At 74.4% G+C, this 17685-nt stretch carries 17 protein-coding genes; 9 read left to right on the top strand and 8 right to left on the bottom strand.

What is annotated here, in order from left to right:
* Positions 1-10: 10 nt before the first annotated feature.
* Together ACWIYF_RS20490 and ACWIYF_RS20485 are read right to left on the bottom strand one after the other, a co-directional pair.
* Positions 11-655: a response regulator gene (locus ACWIYF_RS20490; RefSeq protein WP_448624663.1), complete on the bottom strand. Its 645-nt coding sequence runs from the start codon at positions 653-655 to the stop codon at positions 11-13.
* Entirely contained in the window at positions 646-1959 is a 1314-nt protein-coding gene (locus ACWIYF_RS20485; RefSeq protein ID WP_448624662.1) for a sensor histidine kinase, read from the bottom strand. Before ACWIYF_RS20485 ends, ACWIYF_RS20490 begins: the two co-directional genes overlap by 10 nt.
* Before the next feature lie 254 nt (positions 1960-2213).
* Here ACWIYF_RS20485 and ACWIYF_RS20480 point away from each other — a divergent pair, with 254 nt between their 5' ends.
* Both ACWIYF_RS20480 and ACWIYF_RS20475 read left to right on the top strand, forming a co-directional pair.
* A complete protein-coding gene (locus ACWIYF_RS20480; RefSeq protein ID WP_448624661.1) occupies positions 2214-3830 on the top strand; it encodes a hypothetical protein in 1617 nt (538 codons plus the stop codon).
* Between the two features lie 74 nt (positions 3831-3904).
* Entirely contained in the window at positions 3905-4915 is a 1011-nt protein-coding gene (locus ACWIYF_RS20475) for a sigma-70 family RNA polymerase sigma factor (RefSeq protein WP_448624660.1), read from the top strand.
* On the opposite strand, the gene ACWIYF_RS20470 is transcribed toward ACWIYF_RS20475, so the two are convergent.
* Entirely contained in the window at positions 4899-5321 is a 423-nt protein-coding gene (locus tag ACWIYF_RS20470) for a hypothetical protein (protein WP_448624659.1), read from the bottom strand. The genes ACWIYF_RS20475 and ACWIYF_RS20470 overlap by 17 nt on opposite strands.
* Before the next feature lie 119 nt (positions 5322-5440).
* Here ACWIYF_RS20470 and ACWIYF_RS20465 point away from each other — a divergent pair, with 119 nt between their 5' ends.
* The 6 genes from ACWIYF_RS20465 (at position 5441) to ACWIYF_RS20440 (ending at position 11660) form a co-directional block, all read left to right on the top strand.
* Entirely contained in the window at positions 5441-5830 is a 390-nt protein-coding gene (locus ACWIYF_RS20465) for a hypothetical protein (RefSeq protein WP_448624658.1), read from the top strand.
* A gap of 61 nt (positions 5831-5891) precedes the next feature.
* A complete protein-coding gene (locus ACWIYF_RS20460) occupies positions 5892-6257 on the top strand; it encodes a hypothetical protein (protein ID WP_448624657.1) in 366 nt (121 codons plus the stop codon).
* Positions 6258-6332: 75 nt separating this feature from the next.
* Entirely contained in the window at positions 6333-8474 is a 2142-nt protein-coding gene (gene ftsH / locus ACWIYF_RS20455; protein WP_448624656.1) for an ATP-dependent zinc metalloprotease FtsH, read from the top strand.
* A gap of 130 nt (positions 8475-8604) precedes the next feature.
* The gene (locus tag ACWIYF_RS20450) at positions 8605-9543 is read left to right on the top strand and encodes a redoxin domain-containing protein (RefSeq protein ID WP_448624655.1); all 939 of its coding nucleotides are present in this window, start codon (positions 8605-8607) and stop codon (positions 9541-9543) included.
* A 49-nt stretch (positions 9544-9592) separates the two neighbouring features.
* Complete coding sequence (locus ACWIYF_RS20445; RefSeq protein WP_448624654.1) at positions 9593-10858, top strand: epoxide hydrolase family protein; 1266 nt, start codon at positions 9593-9595, stop codon at positions 10856-10858.
* Positions 10859-10994: 136 nt separating this feature from the next.
* Complete coding sequence (locus tag ACWIYF_RS20440; protein ID WP_448624653.1) at positions 10995-11660, top strand: DUF6875 domain-containing protein; 666 nt, start codon at positions 10995-10997, stop codon at positions 11658-11660.
* On the opposite strand, the gene ACWIYF_RS20435 is transcribed toward ACWIYF_RS20440, so the two are convergent.
* The 4 genes from ACWIYF_RS20435 to ACWIYF_RS20420 all read right to left on the bottom strand — a co-directional run bounded on the left by ACWIYF_RS20435 (position 11657) and on the right by ACWIYF_RS20420 (position 13851).
* Entirely contained in the window at positions 11657-12115 is a 459-nt protein-coding gene (locus tag ACWIYF_RS20435; RefSeq protein WP_448624652.1) for a nuclear transport factor 2 family protein, read from the bottom strand. The two genes, ACWIYF_RS20440 and ACWIYF_RS20435, sit on opposite strands and share 4 nt — an antisense overlap.
* An 85-nt stretch (positions 12116-12200) precedes the next feature.
* A complete protein-coding gene (locus tag ACWIYF_RS20430) occupies positions 12201-13412 on the bottom strand; it encodes an epoxide hydrolase family protein (protein WP_448624651.1) in 1212 nt (403 codons plus the stop codon).
* On the bottom strand, positions 13409-13666 hold the full coding sequence (locus tag ACWIYF_RS20425; protein WP_448624650.1) for a hypothetical protein: 258 nt from the start codon (positions 13664-13666) through the stop codon (positions 13409-13411). The genes ACWIYF_RS20430 and ACWIYF_RS20425 overlap by 4 nt, the downstream gene beginning before the upstream one ends.
* A complete protein-coding gene (locus ACWIYF_RS20420) occupies positions 13663-13851 on the bottom strand; it encodes a hypothetical protein (RefSeq protein WP_448624649.1) in 189 nt (62 codons plus the stop codon). Before ACWIYF_RS20420 ends, ACWIYF_RS20425 begins: the two co-directional genes overlap by 4 nt.
* A gap of 243 nt (positions 13852-14094) precedes the next feature.
* Here ACWIYF_RS20420 and ACWIYF_RS20415 point away from each other — a divergent pair, with 243 nt between their 5' ends.
* Complete coding sequence (locus ACWIYF_RS20415) at positions 14095-14688, top strand: redoxin domain-containing protein (protein WP_448624648.1); 594 nt, start codon at positions 14095-14097, stop codon at positions 14686-14688.
* An 18-nt stretch (positions 14689-14706) separates the two neighbouring features.
* Here the strand turns inward: ACWIYF_RS20415 and ACWIYF_RS20410 are convergent, their stop codons facing one another.
* Entirely contained in the window at positions 14707-17481 is a 2775-nt protein-coding gene (locus ACWIYF_RS20410) for an ATP-binding protein (protein WP_448624647.1), read from the bottom strand.
* Positions 17482-17685 lie beyond the last annotated feature (204 nt).

The raw sequence follows: 17685 nt of genomic DNA, 5'->3' as shown, positions 1-17685 counted from the left end.
GTGGCGCGACTCAGCTGCGCAGGTAGGCGAGCGTGGCCATCACGCGGCGGTGCTGGTCCTCGTCGGGGGCCAGGCCGAGCTTGGCGAAGATGTGCTGGGTGTGCTTCTCCACGGCGCCCGGCGTGACCACGAGCAGACGGGCGATCGCGGTGTTCGAGTGCCCCTCGGCGATCAGGCCGAGCACCTCCCGCTCGCGCGCGGTCAGCCGGCGCACCGGGTCGTCGGCCCGGCGGCGGGCGAACAGCTGGGCGACCACCTGCGGATCGAGCACCGTCCCGCCGCCCACGACGTCCTCCAGCGCGGAGAGGAAGGTGTCGACGTCGGCCACGCGGTCCTTGAGCAGGTAGCCGACGCCGCCGGCGCCGTCGGCCAGCAGCTCGTCGGCGTAGGCGACCTCCACGTACTGCGACAGCACGAGGACGGCGGTGCCCGGCACTGTCCGCCGCGCCTCGACGGCCGCCCGCAGCCCCTCGTCGGTGTGCGTCGGCGGCATCCGGACGTCGACCACCGCGACGTCCGGCCGGTGCACGTCGACCGCCTTCACCAGCGAGGGGCCGTCCGCCACGGCCGCGACGACCTCCGCGGAGGCCTCGGCGAGCAGCCGCACCAGGCCTTCGCGGAGGAGCACCGAGTCCTCGGCGAGCACTACCCGCACGGGAGCTCCGCGATCAGCCGGGTCGGCCCGCCGCGCGGGCTGTCGACGGTGAGCGCGCCGTCGACCGCGCGCAGCCGGTCGGCCAGGCCGGCCAGCCCGTGCCCGGGCGCGAGGACGGCGCCGCCGGTGCCGTCGTCCTCGACCTCGACCCGCAGCAGCCCGCCGAACCGGGCCACCGAGACGCGGCAGGTGGTCGCGCCGCTGTGCTTGGCGATGTTGGCCAGCGCCTCGCTCACCACGAAGTACGCGGTGTTCTCGGTGACCGGGGCCAGCCGCTCGGCGGGCAGGGCCTCGACGTCGAGCTCGACCGGGACGGGGGAGCGGGCGGCGAGCGCGGCCAGCGCGGCGGCCAGGCCGCGGTCGGCCAGCACCGGCGGCGCGATGCCGCGGGACAGCGCGCGCAGCTCCTCGAGGGTCTCCCGGGCCAGGCCGGCGGCGTCCCCGAGCGTCGTCCGCGCGGCCTCCGGGTCGCGCTCCATCTGCCGCTGCGCGCGGGCGAGGTCCATCTGCAGCCGGACCAGCCGCTGCTGCGGACCGTCGTGGATGTCGCGCTCCAGCCGGCGCAGCTGCTCCGCCTCGGCGGCCACCGCCGCGTCGCGGCCGCCGGCCAGCCGGCCGATCTCGGCCTGCGTCGCGGCCCGCGAGGTCAGCAGCGCGCGGGAGAGCTGCGCCTGCAGCAGCGCCGTCGCGCGGATGACGAACGGCAGGACCAGCGCGAAGACGACGCCGAGCGCCGTGTAGAGCGCGATCCGCGAGCCGGCCGTGCTCTGGAAGCCGAGCAGCTCGAGCAGGTCGTTGTTGTCCGGGTCGGTGCTCGCGTCCGGCAGCGCCCAGTCCCAGGCGCCGTAGGTGAGCCCGCCGAGCGCCACCGACCAGAACGTCACCGTGACGACGAAGCCCAGGATCGCGAACGGGAAGGCGACGACCGCGTGCAGCGCGTCCAGCCACGTCTGCGGGTCGCGCAGCGGCGTCAGCAACCGGCGGACGCGGCTGCCCTCGGGCCGCAGGTAGGCCGGCCGCGGCACGTCGTGCGCCAGGACGGCGGGGATCATCGCCCGCTCGGCGCCGGCGAGGCCGCGGGCCACCAGGAGCGTGACGGCGAGGACGGCGACGCCGACCCAGACCACCAGCAGGCCGGCGCCGACCGACAGGCCGGTCACGATGGCCACGAAGGCGAGGATGCCGAGTGGGAAGCGCAGCAGGTTGTAGGCGGAGTCGGCGCCGAGCTGCGCCAGGAGGCCGCGGCGAGGTTCCGGGGAGGCCTGGGCGGGGGATGCGGTGAGCACGGCGGTGTCGCTGGTCATGGCGTCGAGCCTGCCGCCGGGGCGGACGGCGACCCAGCCCGCTGGCTGGCCGATCGGGGGTCGGGCTGGCCCGACTGCGGTGCGCTGGTCATCTCGGCCGCGATGCTCCTCGGGCGGCGTTCCCGGTGTCCAGCGACCGGCCGGAGGATCACCCGAGCCGTTAGGGTCGGGCAGCCGAAGCGCGCCGACGCGTCCCCTGTGCGGCCGCGCGTCCGAGGATGGGGGAGCACGTGCGGGTTCGGGCGGGAGTGGCGGTGTGCGGTGCCCTGCTGCTGGTGGCGGGCTGCACCTCCTTCACCGAGGACGAGCGGACCGATCCGGAGGCCGCGGAGGTGACCACCCGGGCGCCGGACGAGGAGCTCACCGTGGTCGCGGACGCCGATCCGGTGGCCGCCGCGGTGGGCGCCAGCCGGGCCCTGTTCGCCTCCTCCGATGTCGCCGTGCTCGCCCGGGACGGCGACCCGGCCGGGACGCTGCTGGGCGCCTCGGCCGCCGTCGGGCTCGGCGTCCCGCTGCTGCTCGAGCCGGAGGACGGCGCCGCCGACGACGCGCTGGCCGCCGAGCTGCAGCGGCTCGAGGTGGGCGCCGTCCTCGCGGTCGGGGCGGCCGACGGCGAGGGCGACGCCGAGACGATCGCCGTCCCCGCGGCACCCGACGCGGTCGCCGAGGCCACCGGCCTGCGCTTCGCCGGCAGCGAGCCGGTGGACGACGACGGCGCGATCGAGGCCGTCGCCGCGCTGGACGCGGAGCGGCCGGCCGCGCTGCAGTCCCCGGACGGCGGCGACCCGGCGCCCGAGGGGGAGCCCGGCCGGCTGCCCGAGGTCGCCCGTGCGGAGCCCCTGGACGGCGTCGTCGTCCTGGCCAGCGGCAGCCCCGAGGCGCTCGCCGGCGTGGCCACCGCCCGCGCCGCCGGCGCCCGCGTGCAGCTGATCGGCGGCACCGACCCGCGCTCGTCCGAGGACGCGATCGAGGCGCTGGCCGACAGCGCCGAGCAGGTCGTGGCGCTCGGCGCCGACTTCGCCGACGAGGGCGGCCTGGACTGGAAGCTGGCGACCGCGCGGGAGGGCACGCAGCTGCCCGGCGGCGGGCAGACGCTGTTCCCCGGGCGGATGCTCGTCGCCCTCTACGGCTCGCCGGGGTCCGGGGCCCTCGGCGTCCTCGGCGAGCAGGACGCCGACGCGAGCGTGCAGCGGGCCCGCGACCACGCCGCGCCGTACGAGGACCTGGTCGACCGCCCCGTCGTCCCGGCCTTCGAGATCATCGTGACCGTGGCCTCCTCGGCCGCCGGGCCCGACGGCAACTTCTCGACCGAGCTGGACCCGGAGACCGTGCGCCCCTGGGTCGAGGCCGCGTCGGACGCCGGGATCTACGTCTTCCTCGACCTGCAGCCCGGCCGCACCGACTTCCTCACCCAGGCCCAGGCCTACGAGCCGCTCCTCGAGCTGCCCAACGTGGGGCTGGCGCTGGACCCGGAGTGGCGGCTGGAGCCCGGGCAGCAGCACCTGACCCAGATCGGCTCGGTCGGCGTGGACGAGGTCAACAGCGTGATCACCTGGCTGGCCGACCTGACCCGCGCGCGCAACCTGCCGCAGAAGCTCCTCGTCCTCCACCAGTTCCGGCTGGACAGCCTGCCCGACCGCGAGCGGATCGACCTGTCACGGGACGAGCTGGCCGTGATGATCCACGCGGACGGCCAGGGCAGCCAGGGCGACAAGCAGGCGACGTGGCAGGCGCTGCACACCGCCCCGCTGCCGACGGGGCCGCTCTACTGGGGCTGGAAGAACTTCTACGACGAGGACGCCCCGATGCTGACGCCGGAGCAGACGATCGACCAGGTCGACCCGGTGCCGGACCTGGTCACCTACCAATAGCCGGCGAGGCCGCGAGGACTCCCGGACTGTCGTAGCCCTGTGGTGTGCTGGGCGCCCTGACGAGAGGAGTCCTGGTGACCACCGTGGCGATCGGCCCGCTCGACCAGCTCGACCCCCGGCTGCTGGAGCACCGCCGGGAACTGACCGGCTACTGCTACCGGATGCTCGGCTCGTCGTTCGACGCCGAGGACGCGGTGCAGGAGACGATGGTCCGTGCCTGGCGGGGGCTGGCCGACTTCGAGGGGCGCTCGGCGCTGCGCTCCTGGCTGTACCGGATCGCCACCAACGTCTGCCTCGACCAGCTGTCGGGCCGCCAGCGCCGGGCGCTGCCGATGGACCTCTCCGGCGACCCGTGGCAGCCGGTGGAGTCCTCGCTGGCCGCCCGCCGGCCGGGCACGGCCTGGGTCGAGCCGGTCCTCGACCGCGCCGTCCTGCCGGAGGACGGCGACCCCGCGGAGCGGGCCGTGGCCAAGGAGTCGATCCGGCTGGCGTTCGTCTCGGCGCTGCAGTACCTGCCGCCGCGGCAGCGGGCGGTCCTGCTGCTGCGCGAGGTGCTGCGGTGGAAGGCCGACGAGGTCGCCCAGCTGCTCGACACCACGGTGGCCTCGGTCAACAGCGCGCTGCAGCGGGCCCGGGCCACGTTGGCCGAGGTCGGCGGGCGGGGCGAGCCGCGGCCGCTGGACGCCGACGCCCGCGACCTGCTCGAGCGCTACGTCGACGCGTTCGAGCGCTACGACATCGACGCGTTCGTCCGGCTGCTGCACGACGACGCCACCCAGCACATGCCGCCGTACGAGATGTGGATGCGCGGCTCGGCCGACATCGCCACCTGGATGCTCGGGCCGGGGGCCGGCTGCCGCGGCTCGCGGGTGTTCCCGATCGAGGCCAACGGGCAGCCGGCGGTCGTGCAGTACCGGCCGGCGGCCGAGGGCGGGCACGTGCCGTGGGCGGTGCACGTGCTCGACGTCGTCGACGGCAAGGTCGCCGGCATCACCAGCTTCCTCGACGAGGGGAACGGCCTGTTCGCGCGGCTCGGCCTGCCCGCGTCGCTGGCGCCGGGGGAGGCCTTCAGCCTCGCCGGATGAGTTCCCGCAGGCGGAGCCCGGCGAGGACGGCGACGACGGCGGCGGTCGAGATCAGGGCGGTCTGCAGCCCGACGTGGACCGGCGACAGGCCCGCCTTGGCGAACTGGCCGTCGAAGAAGCCGGACATCGCCGACAGCCCGGCGGCGAGGAACAACACGGCGGAGCCCGCGATGGCCCACGGGCGGCGGCCGGTCAGGGCGAGGACGGCGGCGCTCCCCTGGACGGCGATCATCGGCCACGGTGCGGCGAGGGTCGCCGTCGACGACCAGGCGTCGGACCAGGTGTTGGCGCCGAGTCCGACGGAGACGGCGCCGCCGACGCCGCTCCAGGCGAGCAGGGCGGCGGCGCCGATGCCGAGCCGGCGGGCGGCGGGCGAGAGGTGGGCGGTGGTGGACCAGGCGGACATCGAGGGGCCTCCGTTCGGATCGGACGGCGTCCACCCTGCAGGTCCCGGCGTCCCGGCCGCCCGGGTCGCCCCGTCCCGGTCCGCACCGGGACAGCGGGTCCCGGCGCTACCGTCCGCGCGTGCGGGTCCTGACCTGGCTGACCGCGCTGCTCTGCGCCCTGCAGGGCGGCTACCTGCTGCTCGACGGCGTGCGGGCGCTGGTCGTCGGCAGCTACATCACGCCCCGCTCGGGGGAGCACGCGGGAGAGCTCGGCCCGTGGGCCCGGCTGGTCGCCGCCGTCGGCATCCCCCCGGAGTCGACCGGGATGAAGCTCGCCTTCGCCGTCCTGGGTCTGCTCTGGCTCGTACTGGCGCTGGGCGTCGTCCTCGGCGCCTCCTGGGCGTGGGTGCTCGGGCTGGCGCTCGCCGTCGCCACGCTCTGGTACCTCGTACCCGGCACGGTGCTGAGCCTGCTGGTGCTGGTCCTGCTGCTCACCCCGCCGGTGCGTCGCGCCCTGGGCCGCGGCTGAGCGGGCCGGCACCGTTCCGCATGCGGTTGACGCGCTGGTCGTCGGGCGGAAGCCTCGCTCCATGACGGTGATCGCACTCCCCACCCACGGCCGCTGGGCCTGGGACACCCGCGGCGGGGGCCGGGCGGTCCGCGTGTCGACGCACGCCGACGTCGGCCTGCTCAACGTCAGCGTCTGGCGGGACGACGTGTGCGTGGGCACCGTCCGCCTCGCCCCGGCGGACGCCGCACAGCTGATCACCGGCTTGTCCGACGGGCTGGCCGAGCTCGCCGCGGCCCGGCCGCAGGTGCCCACCACCGACGAACCGCGGCTGCGCGAGCTGGAGGAGCGGCTCACCCGCCTCGAGAGGCGGTCCGCCCCGCTGTGGCGGCGGGTACCCGCGGCCGTCGCGGCCTGGGCGGAGAAGACCCCCCGGCTGCACCCGTAGCCGCCGGTCATCAGGCCGGCCGGACGACGTACCAGGGTCTCTCCCTGGGGCGAAACAGCCGGAGGAGGCGGGAGCGTGACCGGGGCGGTGCCGGCCGGCGCCGATTCCCTGCGCGGACGAGGAGTGCTGACCGTGGACGGAGACGAGCCCCGGCGTACACCGGACACCGGTGGAGACCCGCAGCGCGGTCTCTGGGACCGGCTGCGGGGGCGGACGGGCGACGAGCCCGGCCGTCCCGCACCGTGGCGGGTCGAGGGGATGCGGGACGGCACCGCCCCGCGCGCGGCGGACGAGCGGCCGCGGCGCGGTGGCTTCTGGATGTTCCTGATCGCCGCCCTGGCGATCAACTGGATCGTCGCGTCGATCCTGATGGGGCCCCCGGAGCGGACCGACGTGTCCTACACCTTCTTCACCGAACAGCTCGACGCCGGGAACGTGGAGACCGTCACGTCGACGGCGGACACCATCCAGGGGGAGCTCAAGAAGGCGGTGGACTACCCGCCGGGGGCGCGGGACGCGGCGGACGTCGACCTGTTCACCACGCAGCGCCCGTCGTTCGCGACCGACGACCTGCTCGCGACGCTGGAGGACAAGGGCGTCACCGTCAACGCCGAGAACCCGGACGCCCCGCCCCCGCTGTGGCGGCAGCTGCTCGTCGGCTTCGGCCCGACCCTGCTGTTCATCGGCCTGCTGGTGCTCTTCCTGCGGCGCAGCGCGCGGGGACTGGGCGCCGGCCTGGGCGGGTTCGGGAAGTCCAAGGCCACCCTCTACAAGCCGGATGCCGGGACCCGGACGACGTTCGCCGACGTCGCCGGCATCGACGAGGTGCAGCACGAGGTGCGGGAGATCGTCGACTTCCTCCGCGACCCGCAGCGCTATACCCGGCTGGGCGCGCGGATCCCGCACGGCGTGCTGCTCTCCGGCCCGCCCGGCACCGGCAAGACCCTGCTGGCCCGCGCCGTGGCCGGGGAGGCCGAGGTGCCGTTCTTCTCGATCTCCGCGTCCGAGTTCATCGAGGCGATCGTCGGCGTCGGCGCCAGCCGGGTGCGGGATCTGTTCGACCAGGCCAAGAAGGTCGCGCCGTCGATCATCTTCATCGACGAGCTCGACGCCATCGGCCGGGCGCGCGGCGGCACCTTCTCCGCCGGCGGGGTCGACGAGCGCGAGCAGACGCTCAACCAGATCCTCACCGAGATGGACGGCTTCGAGGGCAACGAGGGCGTCGTCGTCCTGGCCGCCACCAACCGAGCGGAGGTCCTGGACCCGGCCCTGCTGCGGCCGGGACGCTTCGACCGCCGGGTCAGCGTCAGCCCGCCGGACCTCGAGGGCCGGCGGAAGATCCTCGAGGTGCACACCCGCAAGGTCCCGCTCGCGCCCGAGGTGGACCTCGCCGCGCTGGCCGCCGCGACACCCGGCATGGTCGGGGCCGACCTCGCCAACCTCGTCAACGAGGCCGCGCTGGCCGCCGCCCAGCACGGCCACGACCGGGTCACCGGCACCGACCTCGGCGAGGCGCTGGAGAAGGTGCTGCTCGGCACCGTCCGCGGCATCGTGCTCTCGCCCGAGGAGAAGCTGAGCACCGCCTACCACGAGTCCGGGCACGCGCTGCTCGGCATGCTGACGCCCGGGGCGGACCCCGTGCGGCGCGTGACGATCATCCCGCGCGGCCAGGCGCTGGGCGTGACCCTGCAGACCCCGCAGATGGACCGGTACGGCTACTCGGAGAAGTACCTGCGCGGCCGCATCACCGGAGCGCTCGGCGGCCGCGCCGCCGAGGACATCGTCTACGGCGACGTCACGACCGGTGCCGAGAGCGACCTGGACCAGGCCACGCGGCTCGCGCGCCAGATGGTCGGCCGGTGGGGGATGTCCCCGGCGGTCGGGCCGGTGTCGGTGCTGCCGCCGCCCGGCGAGGAGCAGCCGTTCGGCATCGACGGCGTCGCGCCGGCGACCAAGGAACTCGTCGACGCGGAGGTCCGGCGCCTCGTCGACGAGTGCTACGCCCAGGCGGTCGAGACCCTGCGCGGCAACCGCGAGCGGCTCGACCGGCTGGCCCACACGCTGCTGGAACGCGAGACGCTGGGCGAGGACGAGGCGTACGCCGCCGCCGGGATCCCCCGCGAGGCGGCGCCGGCGGCCGTCGCCCGCGGCGAGACGCCCGGCGGCCGACGCGCACCCGGTCTGCCCCCGGAGGCCGCCGCCGTGTCCGGTCGCTGACCCGGCGCACGGGCCGCGGGCGGGGCCCGGGTCCAGGGAGGGCCAGGGTGTTCGACGGGTGCGACCCCCAGCCGGGAGGACGAGCGTTCGTCCCGGCAACCGCCACCCCGTCGTCCGAGAAGGTGCGCTCATGACCACCCTGTTCCGGCGTGTGCACATGCCCTCGTTCGACGCGGCGACCGCGTGGCTCAACTCGGAGCCGCTCGATCCCGCCGGGCTGCGCGGCAGCGTCGTCCTGGTGGACTTCTGGACGCTGACCTGCATCAACTGGCTGCGCCAGGAGCCCTACGTGCGTGCCTGGTCGCGGGCCTACCGCGCCGACGGGCTGGTCGTCATCGGGGTCCACACCCCGGAGTTCGCGTTCGAGCACGACGTCGACCTCGTGCGCGAGGCGGTGGAGGAGCGGGGGATCGACTACCCGGTCGCCGTCGACAACGAGTACGGGGTCTGGAGCGCCTTCGACAACCACTACTGGCCGGCGCTCTACTTCGTCGACCGGGAGGGCCTGATCCGCGACTCCCACTTCGGCGAGGGTCGCTACGAGGAATCGGAACGCCTGCTCCAGCAGCTGCTCGGGATCGACCGCCCGCTCGTCCCCGTCGAGGGCCAGGGCCCGGAGGCGGCGGCCGACTGGGACAACCTGCGGACAGCGGAGACCTACCTCGGGTCCGAGCGCGGAGAGCGCTTCGACTCCCCGGGCGGCCGCCCCTACCAGCTCCCCGAGCGGCTCCGCCGCAACCACTGGGCCCTCGCCGGGGAGTGGACGATCGAGCCGGAGGACGTCGTCCTCGACCAGGCGGGCGGCAGCATCGTCTTCCGCTTCGACGCCCGTGACGCGCATCTCGTGCTGTCCTCCGCCGGAGGAGAGCCGATCCCCTTCCGCGTCCTCCTCGACGGCGAGCCACCGGGCGCGTCGCACGGCGTGGACGTCGACGAGCAGGGCAACGGCGTGCTGCGGCACGGCCGCATGTACCAGCTCGTGCGCCAGCACGACGGGGTCCGCGAACGCACGCTGGAGATCACGTTCCTCGAGCCCGGTGCCCGGGCCCACGCGTTCACGTTCGGCTGAGCCCCGGCAACTCCCGACCCATCCGGCCAGACCGCCCTGGAGGCGCCCGATGTCCGTGCCCACCCAGCCCACCGCATCCACCACCGCCGGCGCCGTCCCCGCCCCGCGCACCGCCCCGGAGACCGGCCGGACCGGGATCCGCCCGTTCGAGGTGCACGTCCCGGAGGAGGAGCTCGTCGAGCTGCGCCGCCGGATCGGCGTGACGCGCCTGCCGACCAAGGAGCTGGTCGACGACCGGTCGCAGGGCGTGCAGCTGGCGACGATCCAGGAGCTCGCCCGGTACTGGGCCACCGACCACGACTGGCGGCGCTGCGAGGCACGGCTGAACGCCCTGCCGCAGTTCATGACGGAGATCGACGGGGTGGACATCCACTTCATCCACGTGCGGTCGCGCCACGAGGACGCGCTGCCGCTGGTCATGACGCACGGCTGGCCCGGCTCGGTCGTCGAGCTGCTCGACTCCGTCGGCCCGCTCACCGATCCGACCGCGCACGGCGGCCGCGCCGAGGACGCCTTCCACCTCGTCCTGCCGTCCCTGCCCGGCTACGGCTTCTCCGCCGAGCCCACCGAGCTCGGCTGGGACGTCGCCCGTGTCGGGCGGGCGTGGGCGGAGCTGATGCGCCGCCTCGGTTACGACCGCTACGTCGCGCAGGGCGGCGACGTGGGCGCCGGCGTCACCGACGCGATGGGCCGCCAGGCACCGGAGGGCCTGCTCGGCATCCACCTCAACCTGCTCGTCGCGGCGCTGGGCGGTGTCCTGCCGGCGGAGACCGAGCAGGAACGCGCGGCCCGCGCGGCGATCACCACGTTCACGACGACCGGCTTCGCCTACTTCCAGGAGCAGGCCACCCGGCCGCAGACGATCGGCTACGCGCTGCTGGACTCACCCGTCGCCCTCGCCGCCTGGATGATCGACCACGACACCGACTCCTACTACAAGATCGCCGGCGCTTTCGTCGACGGGCGGCCCACGGGCAATCTCACCCGGGACCAGATCCTCGACAACATCACGCTGTACTGGCTCACCGGCACCGGCGCCTCGGCGGCCCGGTCCTACTGGGAGAGCTACGGAGCCGACGCCCCCGCGGCCGCGGCCGCTGCCGGTCGGACTCCTCCGCCGGTCACCGTCCCGGTCGGCTTCACCACGTTCCCCGGCGAGATCTGGCGGACCCCGCGCAGCTGGGCCGAGAAGTCGTACGCCACCCTCAGCTACTTCAACGAGGTGGACCGTGGCGGCCACTTCGCCGCCTGGGAGGAGCCGGAGCTCTTCGCGACCGAGGTCCGGGCGGCGTTCCGGCCGTTGCGGACGACGTAGGCGCCCGTCGCCGCTGATCACGACCCCGGCGGCTCCCGGGACCTGTCCCCGGAGCCGCCGGTCAGCAACTCCCCACCGGTGCAGGCCTCGCCCCCGACGAGGAGCAGCACCGCGCGCTCACTCCAGGAGGAGCTCGATGCCGACCCAGACCACTGATCTCTTCCTCCTCGAGGATCTCCAGGACGCGGGCAGGACGAGCCGGCTCGCGGACAGCGATCTGCATGCGCTTCGCGCCGTCGCTGACTGGATCACGACCTTCGTGGTCAGGCCTCACCAGGACCTCGGCCGGGCTGGGACCGTCTGTCCCTTCGTGCCCGGGTCGTTGGAGCGCAAGACCCTCTGGCTCGCTCCCGAGCAGATCGCCGGCCGGGACATGCGGGAAATCGTCGAGCTCATGACCGGGTACAAGAGACTGTTGCTGGACACCCGACCGACGGACGGCGACGACGCCATCTACGACGTCATCGTCGTCGTCTTCAGCGACCTGCCGGCCGATCGTGCCCAGGGCGTCTTCGACGACGTCCTCCGGCAACTCGCAGTTCCGTCGTATGCGGAAGACGGAATCCTGTTCGGGCCGTACTACGAAGGCAATACGGCGACTGCGATATACAACTCGAGCTTCCGGCCATTCCAGTCGCCCGTGCCGTTTCTGTTCGTGCGGCATGGATTCATCGGCGACTGGAAGTTCTTCCTGGATGATGATGAATGGCTCACCTTGTGGGCGCGTCGCTACGGGGAGTCCGGAGCCCGGGCGCTGGCTGAGGAACTACGCCGCTTGCCGTGGCGTGCGCGGCGCGACTAGGAGCTCTTCCCGGCAGGCGGTGCCGCGGGGGCCGGCGGATCGGGCTCGTACGGGTCGACGTGCTCGACCCACTGGGCGCGCCAGGCCGGCGGCTCCCATGGATCACCGAAGTAGATCCGCTCGCGGACGACCTTGTCGTCGCGGAACTCCATGATCCCGACGGCCATCACCGGTCGGTCGTCGTAGCGGATCGTGTACTCGTTGACCCAGAGGTCGTGGCAGCCGGTGGTCCGGTGCAGCTCGAACTGCTGGCGGGCCGGATAGGTGGACCGGAACCCGATGATGTTCGCCTTGCCGCGGACGCGCTCGCCGCCCTGCGGCCACTCGACGACGGCGTCGTCGGCGTAGATCTCCGACGCGCGGACGATCTGGTCCTGCGGTGCGCCGCCGGCGGCGGCGATGTTCGAGTGGTCGAAGTGCGCCCGGATCAGGGCCCGTGTCGTTGCCTCGTCCACCTGAGCCTCTTTCCGGTCGTCGCGGACGCGCGTCGCCGCCCGCTGCCGTGCCTGGTGGTCAGCGGGCGGCGTGAGCGGAGTGGGGTCAGCGCAGCGAGCGGAAGGCTGCGCGCAGCTCCTCGGCGAACAGCTGCGGCTGCTCCCACGCCGCGAAGTGCCCACCCCGGTCGACCTCGTGGAAGTAGATGAGGTTCGGGTAGGCGCGCTCTGCCCAGCTGCGCGGCGCCTGGTACTGCTCACTCGGGAAGACGGTCGTGGCCACCGGGATGGTCACGCCCTTGGCGTTGAAGAACCCGCCCCGGTACTCCCAGTAGAGGCGGGACGCGGAGACCCCGGTGTTCGTCAGCCAGTAGAGCGTGATGTTGTCGAGGACCTCGTCGCGGGTCAGCTCGCCCGTGGCGCTCGAGGGCCGGTCCAGGGCGGCCGTGACCGCCACGGCCGGCTGGCCGTCGGCGTCGTTGTGGTCGAGGAGCCACGCGGCCAGGCCGACGGGGGAATCCGCGATGCCGTACAGGGTCTGCGGGCGCGCCGCCATGTACTTGGCGTACTCGACCTGCCCGTAGGTCCTGACCAGCTGCTCGCAGGCGCGCCGTTCCTCCGCGGAGAGCCCGGGTGGGGGTGGGCTGCCCGCCTGGAGGGCCTGGTCGATGTCGGCCGGGACGACGGCCGGCATGTTGGTGTGGATGGCGAGCAGCCCCTCCGGCGCCTGCAGGCCCATCTGGTCGACCACGAAGGCACCCCAGTCCCCGCCCTGGGCGACGTAGCGGCGGTAGCCGAGCCGCCGCATCAGCTCCGCCCACGCCCGGCCCATGCGTTCGGGGCCCCACCCGGTGCCCGTCGGCTTCCCCGAGAACCCGTACCCGGGCATGGAGGGGACGACGACGTGGAAGGCATCCCCGGCCGTCCCGCCGTGCGCGGTGGGGTCGGTCAGCCGGTCGATGATCTTCAGCTGCTCGATGATCGAGCCGGGCCAGCCGTGATTGACCACGAGCGGCAGCGCGTCATCGTGCGGGGACCGCACATGCAGGAAGTGGATGTCCAGCCCGTCGATCTCCGTCACGAACTGCGGCAGGGCGTTGAGGCGGGCCTCGCACCGGCGCCAGTCGTACTCGGTGCCCCAGTAGGTCGCGAGCTTCTGCATCATCGCGAGCGGCACGCCCTGCGAGTGATCGGAGACCGTCTCCTTCTCGGGCCAGTTGGTGGCCGCGATGCGACGACGAAGGTCCTCCAGAGCTTCATCGGGGACGTCGACGTGGAAGGGGCGGATCTCGACTCCGGCTTCCAGGGTGCTGGTCATGACGATCTCCGTTCTCCGCGTGGGTGCGGTTCTCCTGCGTCGTCGGCGTCGGCGAGGAGCAGGCGGGCCTCGGCTGCCTCCGAGGCGGGGACGAGGACGCGCACCCCGTCCTGTTGCAGCTGCGGCTCCTGGCCCCCGGCGTCGTCGGTGACCGCGGCGGCTCTGAGCCCATGGCTGCGTAGCAACCCCACGATCAGGTCCGCCTCGATGCGGCTCCGCACGACCGCGACGGGCTCGGGCGCGCCGCCGGTCACCGCAGGACCGCCGCCATGTGCTGTCTGGCATCGGCGTCGGCCTGCTCGGGGGTGCGGCCCTGCTCCCGGGCGACGATGTAGGCGGCGTAGAAGGCCGACCACTGGTGCGGTGGCGCGGTCGGTTCGTACTGCCCGTGGTGCTCCTCGGCCTCGCGCAGCAGCTCCGTCAGGGTCTCGACGTCCATGGCCGGCTTCTCCCGTCTGCTCCCCGCCACCCTCGCGCGGGCCGCGGCCGTCTCGACCCAGGGAGATTCCCTGGTCTGCTGCCCGGCTCCCCGGCTCTGCGGCGGGCGCGGGAGGGCGGCCAGGGACCCACCAGGCACTGTCCCTGGGGCGATGGGCACTCGGTCGGGGAACAGTCGACCCGGGGGATCGGCGGAGAGCAGGCGTCCGCCGGTCCGCGGCACCGCACGAGAGGCAGTGGCGCCATGCGTTCCGACATCGTTCCCGGCGGCGTCTTCCCCGACTACGCACTGCCCGACCACACCGGGACCGTCCGCACGCTGAGCGAGATCCAGGGCCGCGACCCGATGGTCCTCACGCTGGCCCGCGGCCACTACTGCCCGAAGGAGCACCAGCAGCATCTGGAGCTGGCGGCGTTCCAGTCGAAGCTCCGGGTGGCCTACACCCGGATCGCCACGATCACGACCGACGACCGCCACGAGCTCCAGGAGTTCCGCGCGTCGGTCGGCGCGCACTGGACGTTCTTCTCCGACCCGGGGCGGATCGTCCAGCGGGACCTCGACATCCAGGAGTACACCGACCCCCGGCACGACCCGATGATCCCGCACACGCTCGTGCTCAAGCCCGGACTCGTGATCCACACGATCTACAACGGCTACTGGTTCTGGGGCCGGCCGTCGCTCGACGACCTGTGGCACGACCTGCGGACGGCGACCGCGGAGATCCGCCCGGACTGGGACCTGAGCACCCCAGGGCTCCGCGACGCCTGGACCGCCGGCGACCACTCGCTGTTCCACGGCTGGGACCGGCGGTCGGGGGCGGTCCCCGCCCCGAGGTGAGCGCCCCGAGGTGAGCGGCTAGGTGGCGGCGGCGGCCCGGTCCAGCTCGGGCAGGGACCGCCGCAGCTCCCGTCGGGTGCTCACGCCGAGCTTGGTGAAGGTCTTGCGGAGGTGCCATTCGACGGTGCGGGGGCTGACGTACAGCGCGGCGCCGATCTCCGGGTTGGTGAGCCCCTGCGCGGCGAGCCGGGCGATGTGCGCCTCTTGGGCGGTGAGCTGGCCCGAGGTCTCCACCGTCCGCTTGCGCACCGTCTCCCCGGTGGCCAGCAGCTCGTGGCGCGCCCGCTCGGCGAACGCCTCGAGGCCCATCGCGGTCAGCGCCTCGTGGGCGGTCCGCAGCTGCGCGCGAGCCTCGACGCGGCGTCCCTCCCGCCGCAGCCACTCGCCGTAGAGGAGCTGCGCGCGGGCGAGCTCCACCCGGACCCTCGTGCGGCCGAGGCGCTCGACCGCCTCACGGTGCAGCGCGTCCGCCGTCGTCCCGTCGTGCAGCAGCGCCCGTCGGCTCGCGGCCACACCCAGTGCCCAGTCGGTGCCGCTGGCGTGCGCCAGCGCGGCGAGCTGCTCCAGTCCGGCCCGCGCGGCCGCCGTCTCGCCGCTGCGCACCCCGGCCTCCACGAGCTCGGCGAGCGCCCACTTCGGCGGACCGAGCTCGAGCGGGTCCGCGGTCGCCTCCTGCGCGGCGTGCAGGGCCTCCCGGTAGCGGCCGAGCCCGTTGCTCAGGACGGCGCAGGCCCACTGGGCCATGTTGACCCCGACACCCTCACCGCGGGCGACGACGTCGTCCAGGCAGCTGCGGATCAACGGCTCGGCCTGCTCGGGCCGGCCCCGGACGGCGAGCAGACCGATCTCCCCGTAGGGGGCGAGGGTGCTCCTGGTGATCTCGGTGATCGACCGGGTCTCCTGGACGAGGGACGCCGCCGCGGTCAGGTCGCCGGTGAACAGGTGCAGCACGGTGCGGGTGTTCAGCGCCAGCGGGAGGGCGCTGAGGGCGCCGGCCTCGCGGGCGAGGTCCAGGTGCCGGCGGGTGAGCACGTCCCAGTCGGCGTCGTCCCACAGGTCTGCGGCCGTGGCCGCCGCCAGCCACGAGAAGCGCAGCGCCTCGTCCATGGTGAGGTCCTCGCCGGCGAACGCCTCGACCGCTCGGCGCGAGGCCGGGACCGCGGGTGCGTACCCGTCGGTGAAGAGGACCGCGAGCCCCTCCAGCAGCGCGTCGCGCTTGCGCGGGGTGCGCGGTGGGGGCGCCGTCCGCACGGCCTCGGCCACCTGGCGGGCGCCGGGGCCGGCCGCCAGCCGACCGGCGAACAGGGCGGCGGCGAGCGCGTCGAGGTAGGTGTCGCGGGCGAGTTCCGCGTCGATCGGTTCCAGCCTCCGGGCGGCGGCGAGCAGCAGGGGGAGCGCCTCGTTGCCACGGTTCGCGGCGAAGGACAGCTGGGCCTGCAGCAGTTCGATCCGTGCCCGTTCCGGCTCGCCGAGCGGTCCGACCCCCGCCGTCGCCAGGAGGGCCGCGGCGTCGTCGAACGCGCCGGCGGTCACCTTGCCCTGGGCGGCGTCGAGCGCACGGCGGGCCCGGCGAGCCGGGTCGGGGGTGAGCGCGGCCGACCGCTCGCGGAAGGCGGCCGCCGCGGCGACGCCGCCGTGCGCGAGCGCCCGGCCGGCCGACTGCTCGAGTTCGGCGGCGACCTCCTCGTCCGGACCCACGGCGGCGTGGGCGCGGTGCCAGGCGCGGCGGTCGGGGTCGGCCTCGGCGTCGGTGACGTCGGCGAGCGCCGCGTGGATCGCCCGCCGCTCCGCGCGGGGAGCCGAGTGGTAGACGGTCGAGCGGACGAGCGGGTGGCGGAACCGGACGCGGTCGCGCAGCTCGATCAGGCCGGCCGCCTCGGCCGCGGCCGCGGCGTCGGGCCCGATGCCGAGGCGCTCGGCGGCGCGCCACAGCAGCGGGACGTCACCGACCGGCTCGGCCGCGGCGGTGAGCAGCAGCCGGCGGGCCGGCTGGGGGAGGGGCTGCACCTGGCGCAGGAAGCCCTGCTCGAGGCGGTGGACCAGAGTGGGGACGGCGTCGTCGCTGTCGGCGCCGAAGGCCAGCTCGGCCGCGGAGAGGCCGCGGGGGAGCTCGAGGAGGGCCAGCGGGTTGCCGTGGCTCTCGGCGACGATGCGGTCGCGGACGCGGGCATCGAGCGTGCCCGTCACCGCCCCCTCCAGGAGGACCGCCGCGTCGGCGCTCCTCAGCCCGCGTACCGTCAGCTCCGGGAGCCCGGGGAGCACGGCCTGCGCGTCGGAGTCGCGCGCGGCGAAGACCATGGCCACGGGTTCGGCCGCGAGCCGCCGGGCGACGAACTCCAGCGTCTGCGCCGACGCGGAGTCCAGCCACTGGGCGTCGTCCACGACGCAGATCAGCGGTCGTTCCTCGGCCACCTCGGAGAGCAGGGTGAGCACCGCCAGGCCCACGAGGAAGCGGTCCGGTGCGGTGCCCGGGCGGAGCCCGAACGCCGTGCCGAGCGCATCCTGCTGCGGGGAGGGGAGCTCGGTCAGCCGGTCCAGGTAGGGGCTGCACAGCTGGTGCAGCCCCGCGAACACGAGCTCCATCTCCGACTCGACGCCCGACGCGCGGGCCACGCGGCATCCCGCCGCGCGCTCGAGGAGGAACTCCAGCAGGGCGGTCTTGCCGATCCCGGCCTCGCCGCGCAGCACCAGCACCTGGCTGCGGCCGGCCTTCGCCGCGGCGACCAGGCCGCTCAGGGCGTCGCACTCGCTCCGACGTCCCAGCAGACCCGGCCACGAGCCCGGAACGGACATGCTGCTCACCGCCAGGGGAAGTCGGAGGGCGCACGCTGCTCGAATGCGGCTGACGCCGGACCGGGGGGCACGGCGGGGCCCAATCCGACACCCGGACGTCCCTCAACGGACAGGGTCCAAGGGCAATTGCGCTCGGCGTGATCGGCCTGGTCAGCGGATGCGCGGAGGGCGACACTGGTGCCCCTCAGCCAGGAGGTGACCGGC

The sequence above is a fragment of the Geodermatophilus sp. URMC 64 genome (assembly GCF_053502555.1).
Note: the sequence above shows the minus strand (reverse complement) of the source record. Positions and strands in the feature narration are given on the sequence as shown.

What these genes read in the sequence shown, in the direction of transcription:
- ACWIYF_RS20485 (WP_448624662.1), bottom strand. Translation starts at nt 1,959, where the DNA reads ATGACCAGCGACACCGCCGTGCTCACCGCATCCCCCGCCCAGGCCTCC.
- ACWIYF_RS20470 (WP_448624659.1), bottom strand. Translation starts at nt 5,321, where the DNA reads ATGTCCGCCTGGTCCACCACCGCCCACCTCTCGCCCGCCGCCCGCCGG.
- ACWIYF_RS20460 (WP_448624657.1), top strand. Translation starts at nt 5,892, where the DNA reads ATGACGGTGATCGCACTCCCCACCCACGGCCGCTGGGCCTGGGACACC.
- ACWIYF_RS20450 (WP_448624655.1), top strand. Translation starts at nt 8,605, where the DNA reads ATGACCACCCTGTTCCGGCGTGTGCACATGCCCTCGTTCGACGCGGCG.
- ACWIYF_RS20445 (WP_448624654.1), top strand. Translation starts at nt 9,593, where the DNA reads ATGTCCGTGCCCACCCAGCCCACCGCATCCACCACCGCCGGCGCCGTC.
- ACWIYF_RS20440 (WP_448624653.1), top strand. Translation starts at nt 10,995, where the DNA reads ATGCCGACCCAGACCACTGATCTCTTCCTCCTCGAGGATCTCCAGGAC.
- ACWIYF_RS20430 (WP_448624651.1), bottom strand. Translation starts at nt 13,412, where the DNA reads ATGACCAGCACCCTGGAAGCCGGAGTCGAGATCCGCCCCTTCCACGTC.
- ACWIYF_RS20420 (WP_448624649.1), bottom strand. Translation starts at nt 13,851, where the DNA reads ATGGACGTCGAGACCCTGACGGAGCTGCTGCGCGAGGCCGAGGAGCAC.
- ACWIYF_RS20415 (WP_448624648.1), top strand. Translation starts at nt 14,095, where the DNA reads ATGCGTTCCGACATCGTTCCCGGCGGCGTCTTCCCCGACTACGCACTG.
- ACWIYF_RS20410 (WP_448624647.1), bottom strand. Translation starts at nt 17,481, where the DNA reads ATGTCCGTTCCGGGCTCGTGGCCGGGTCTGCTGGGACGTCGGAGCGAG.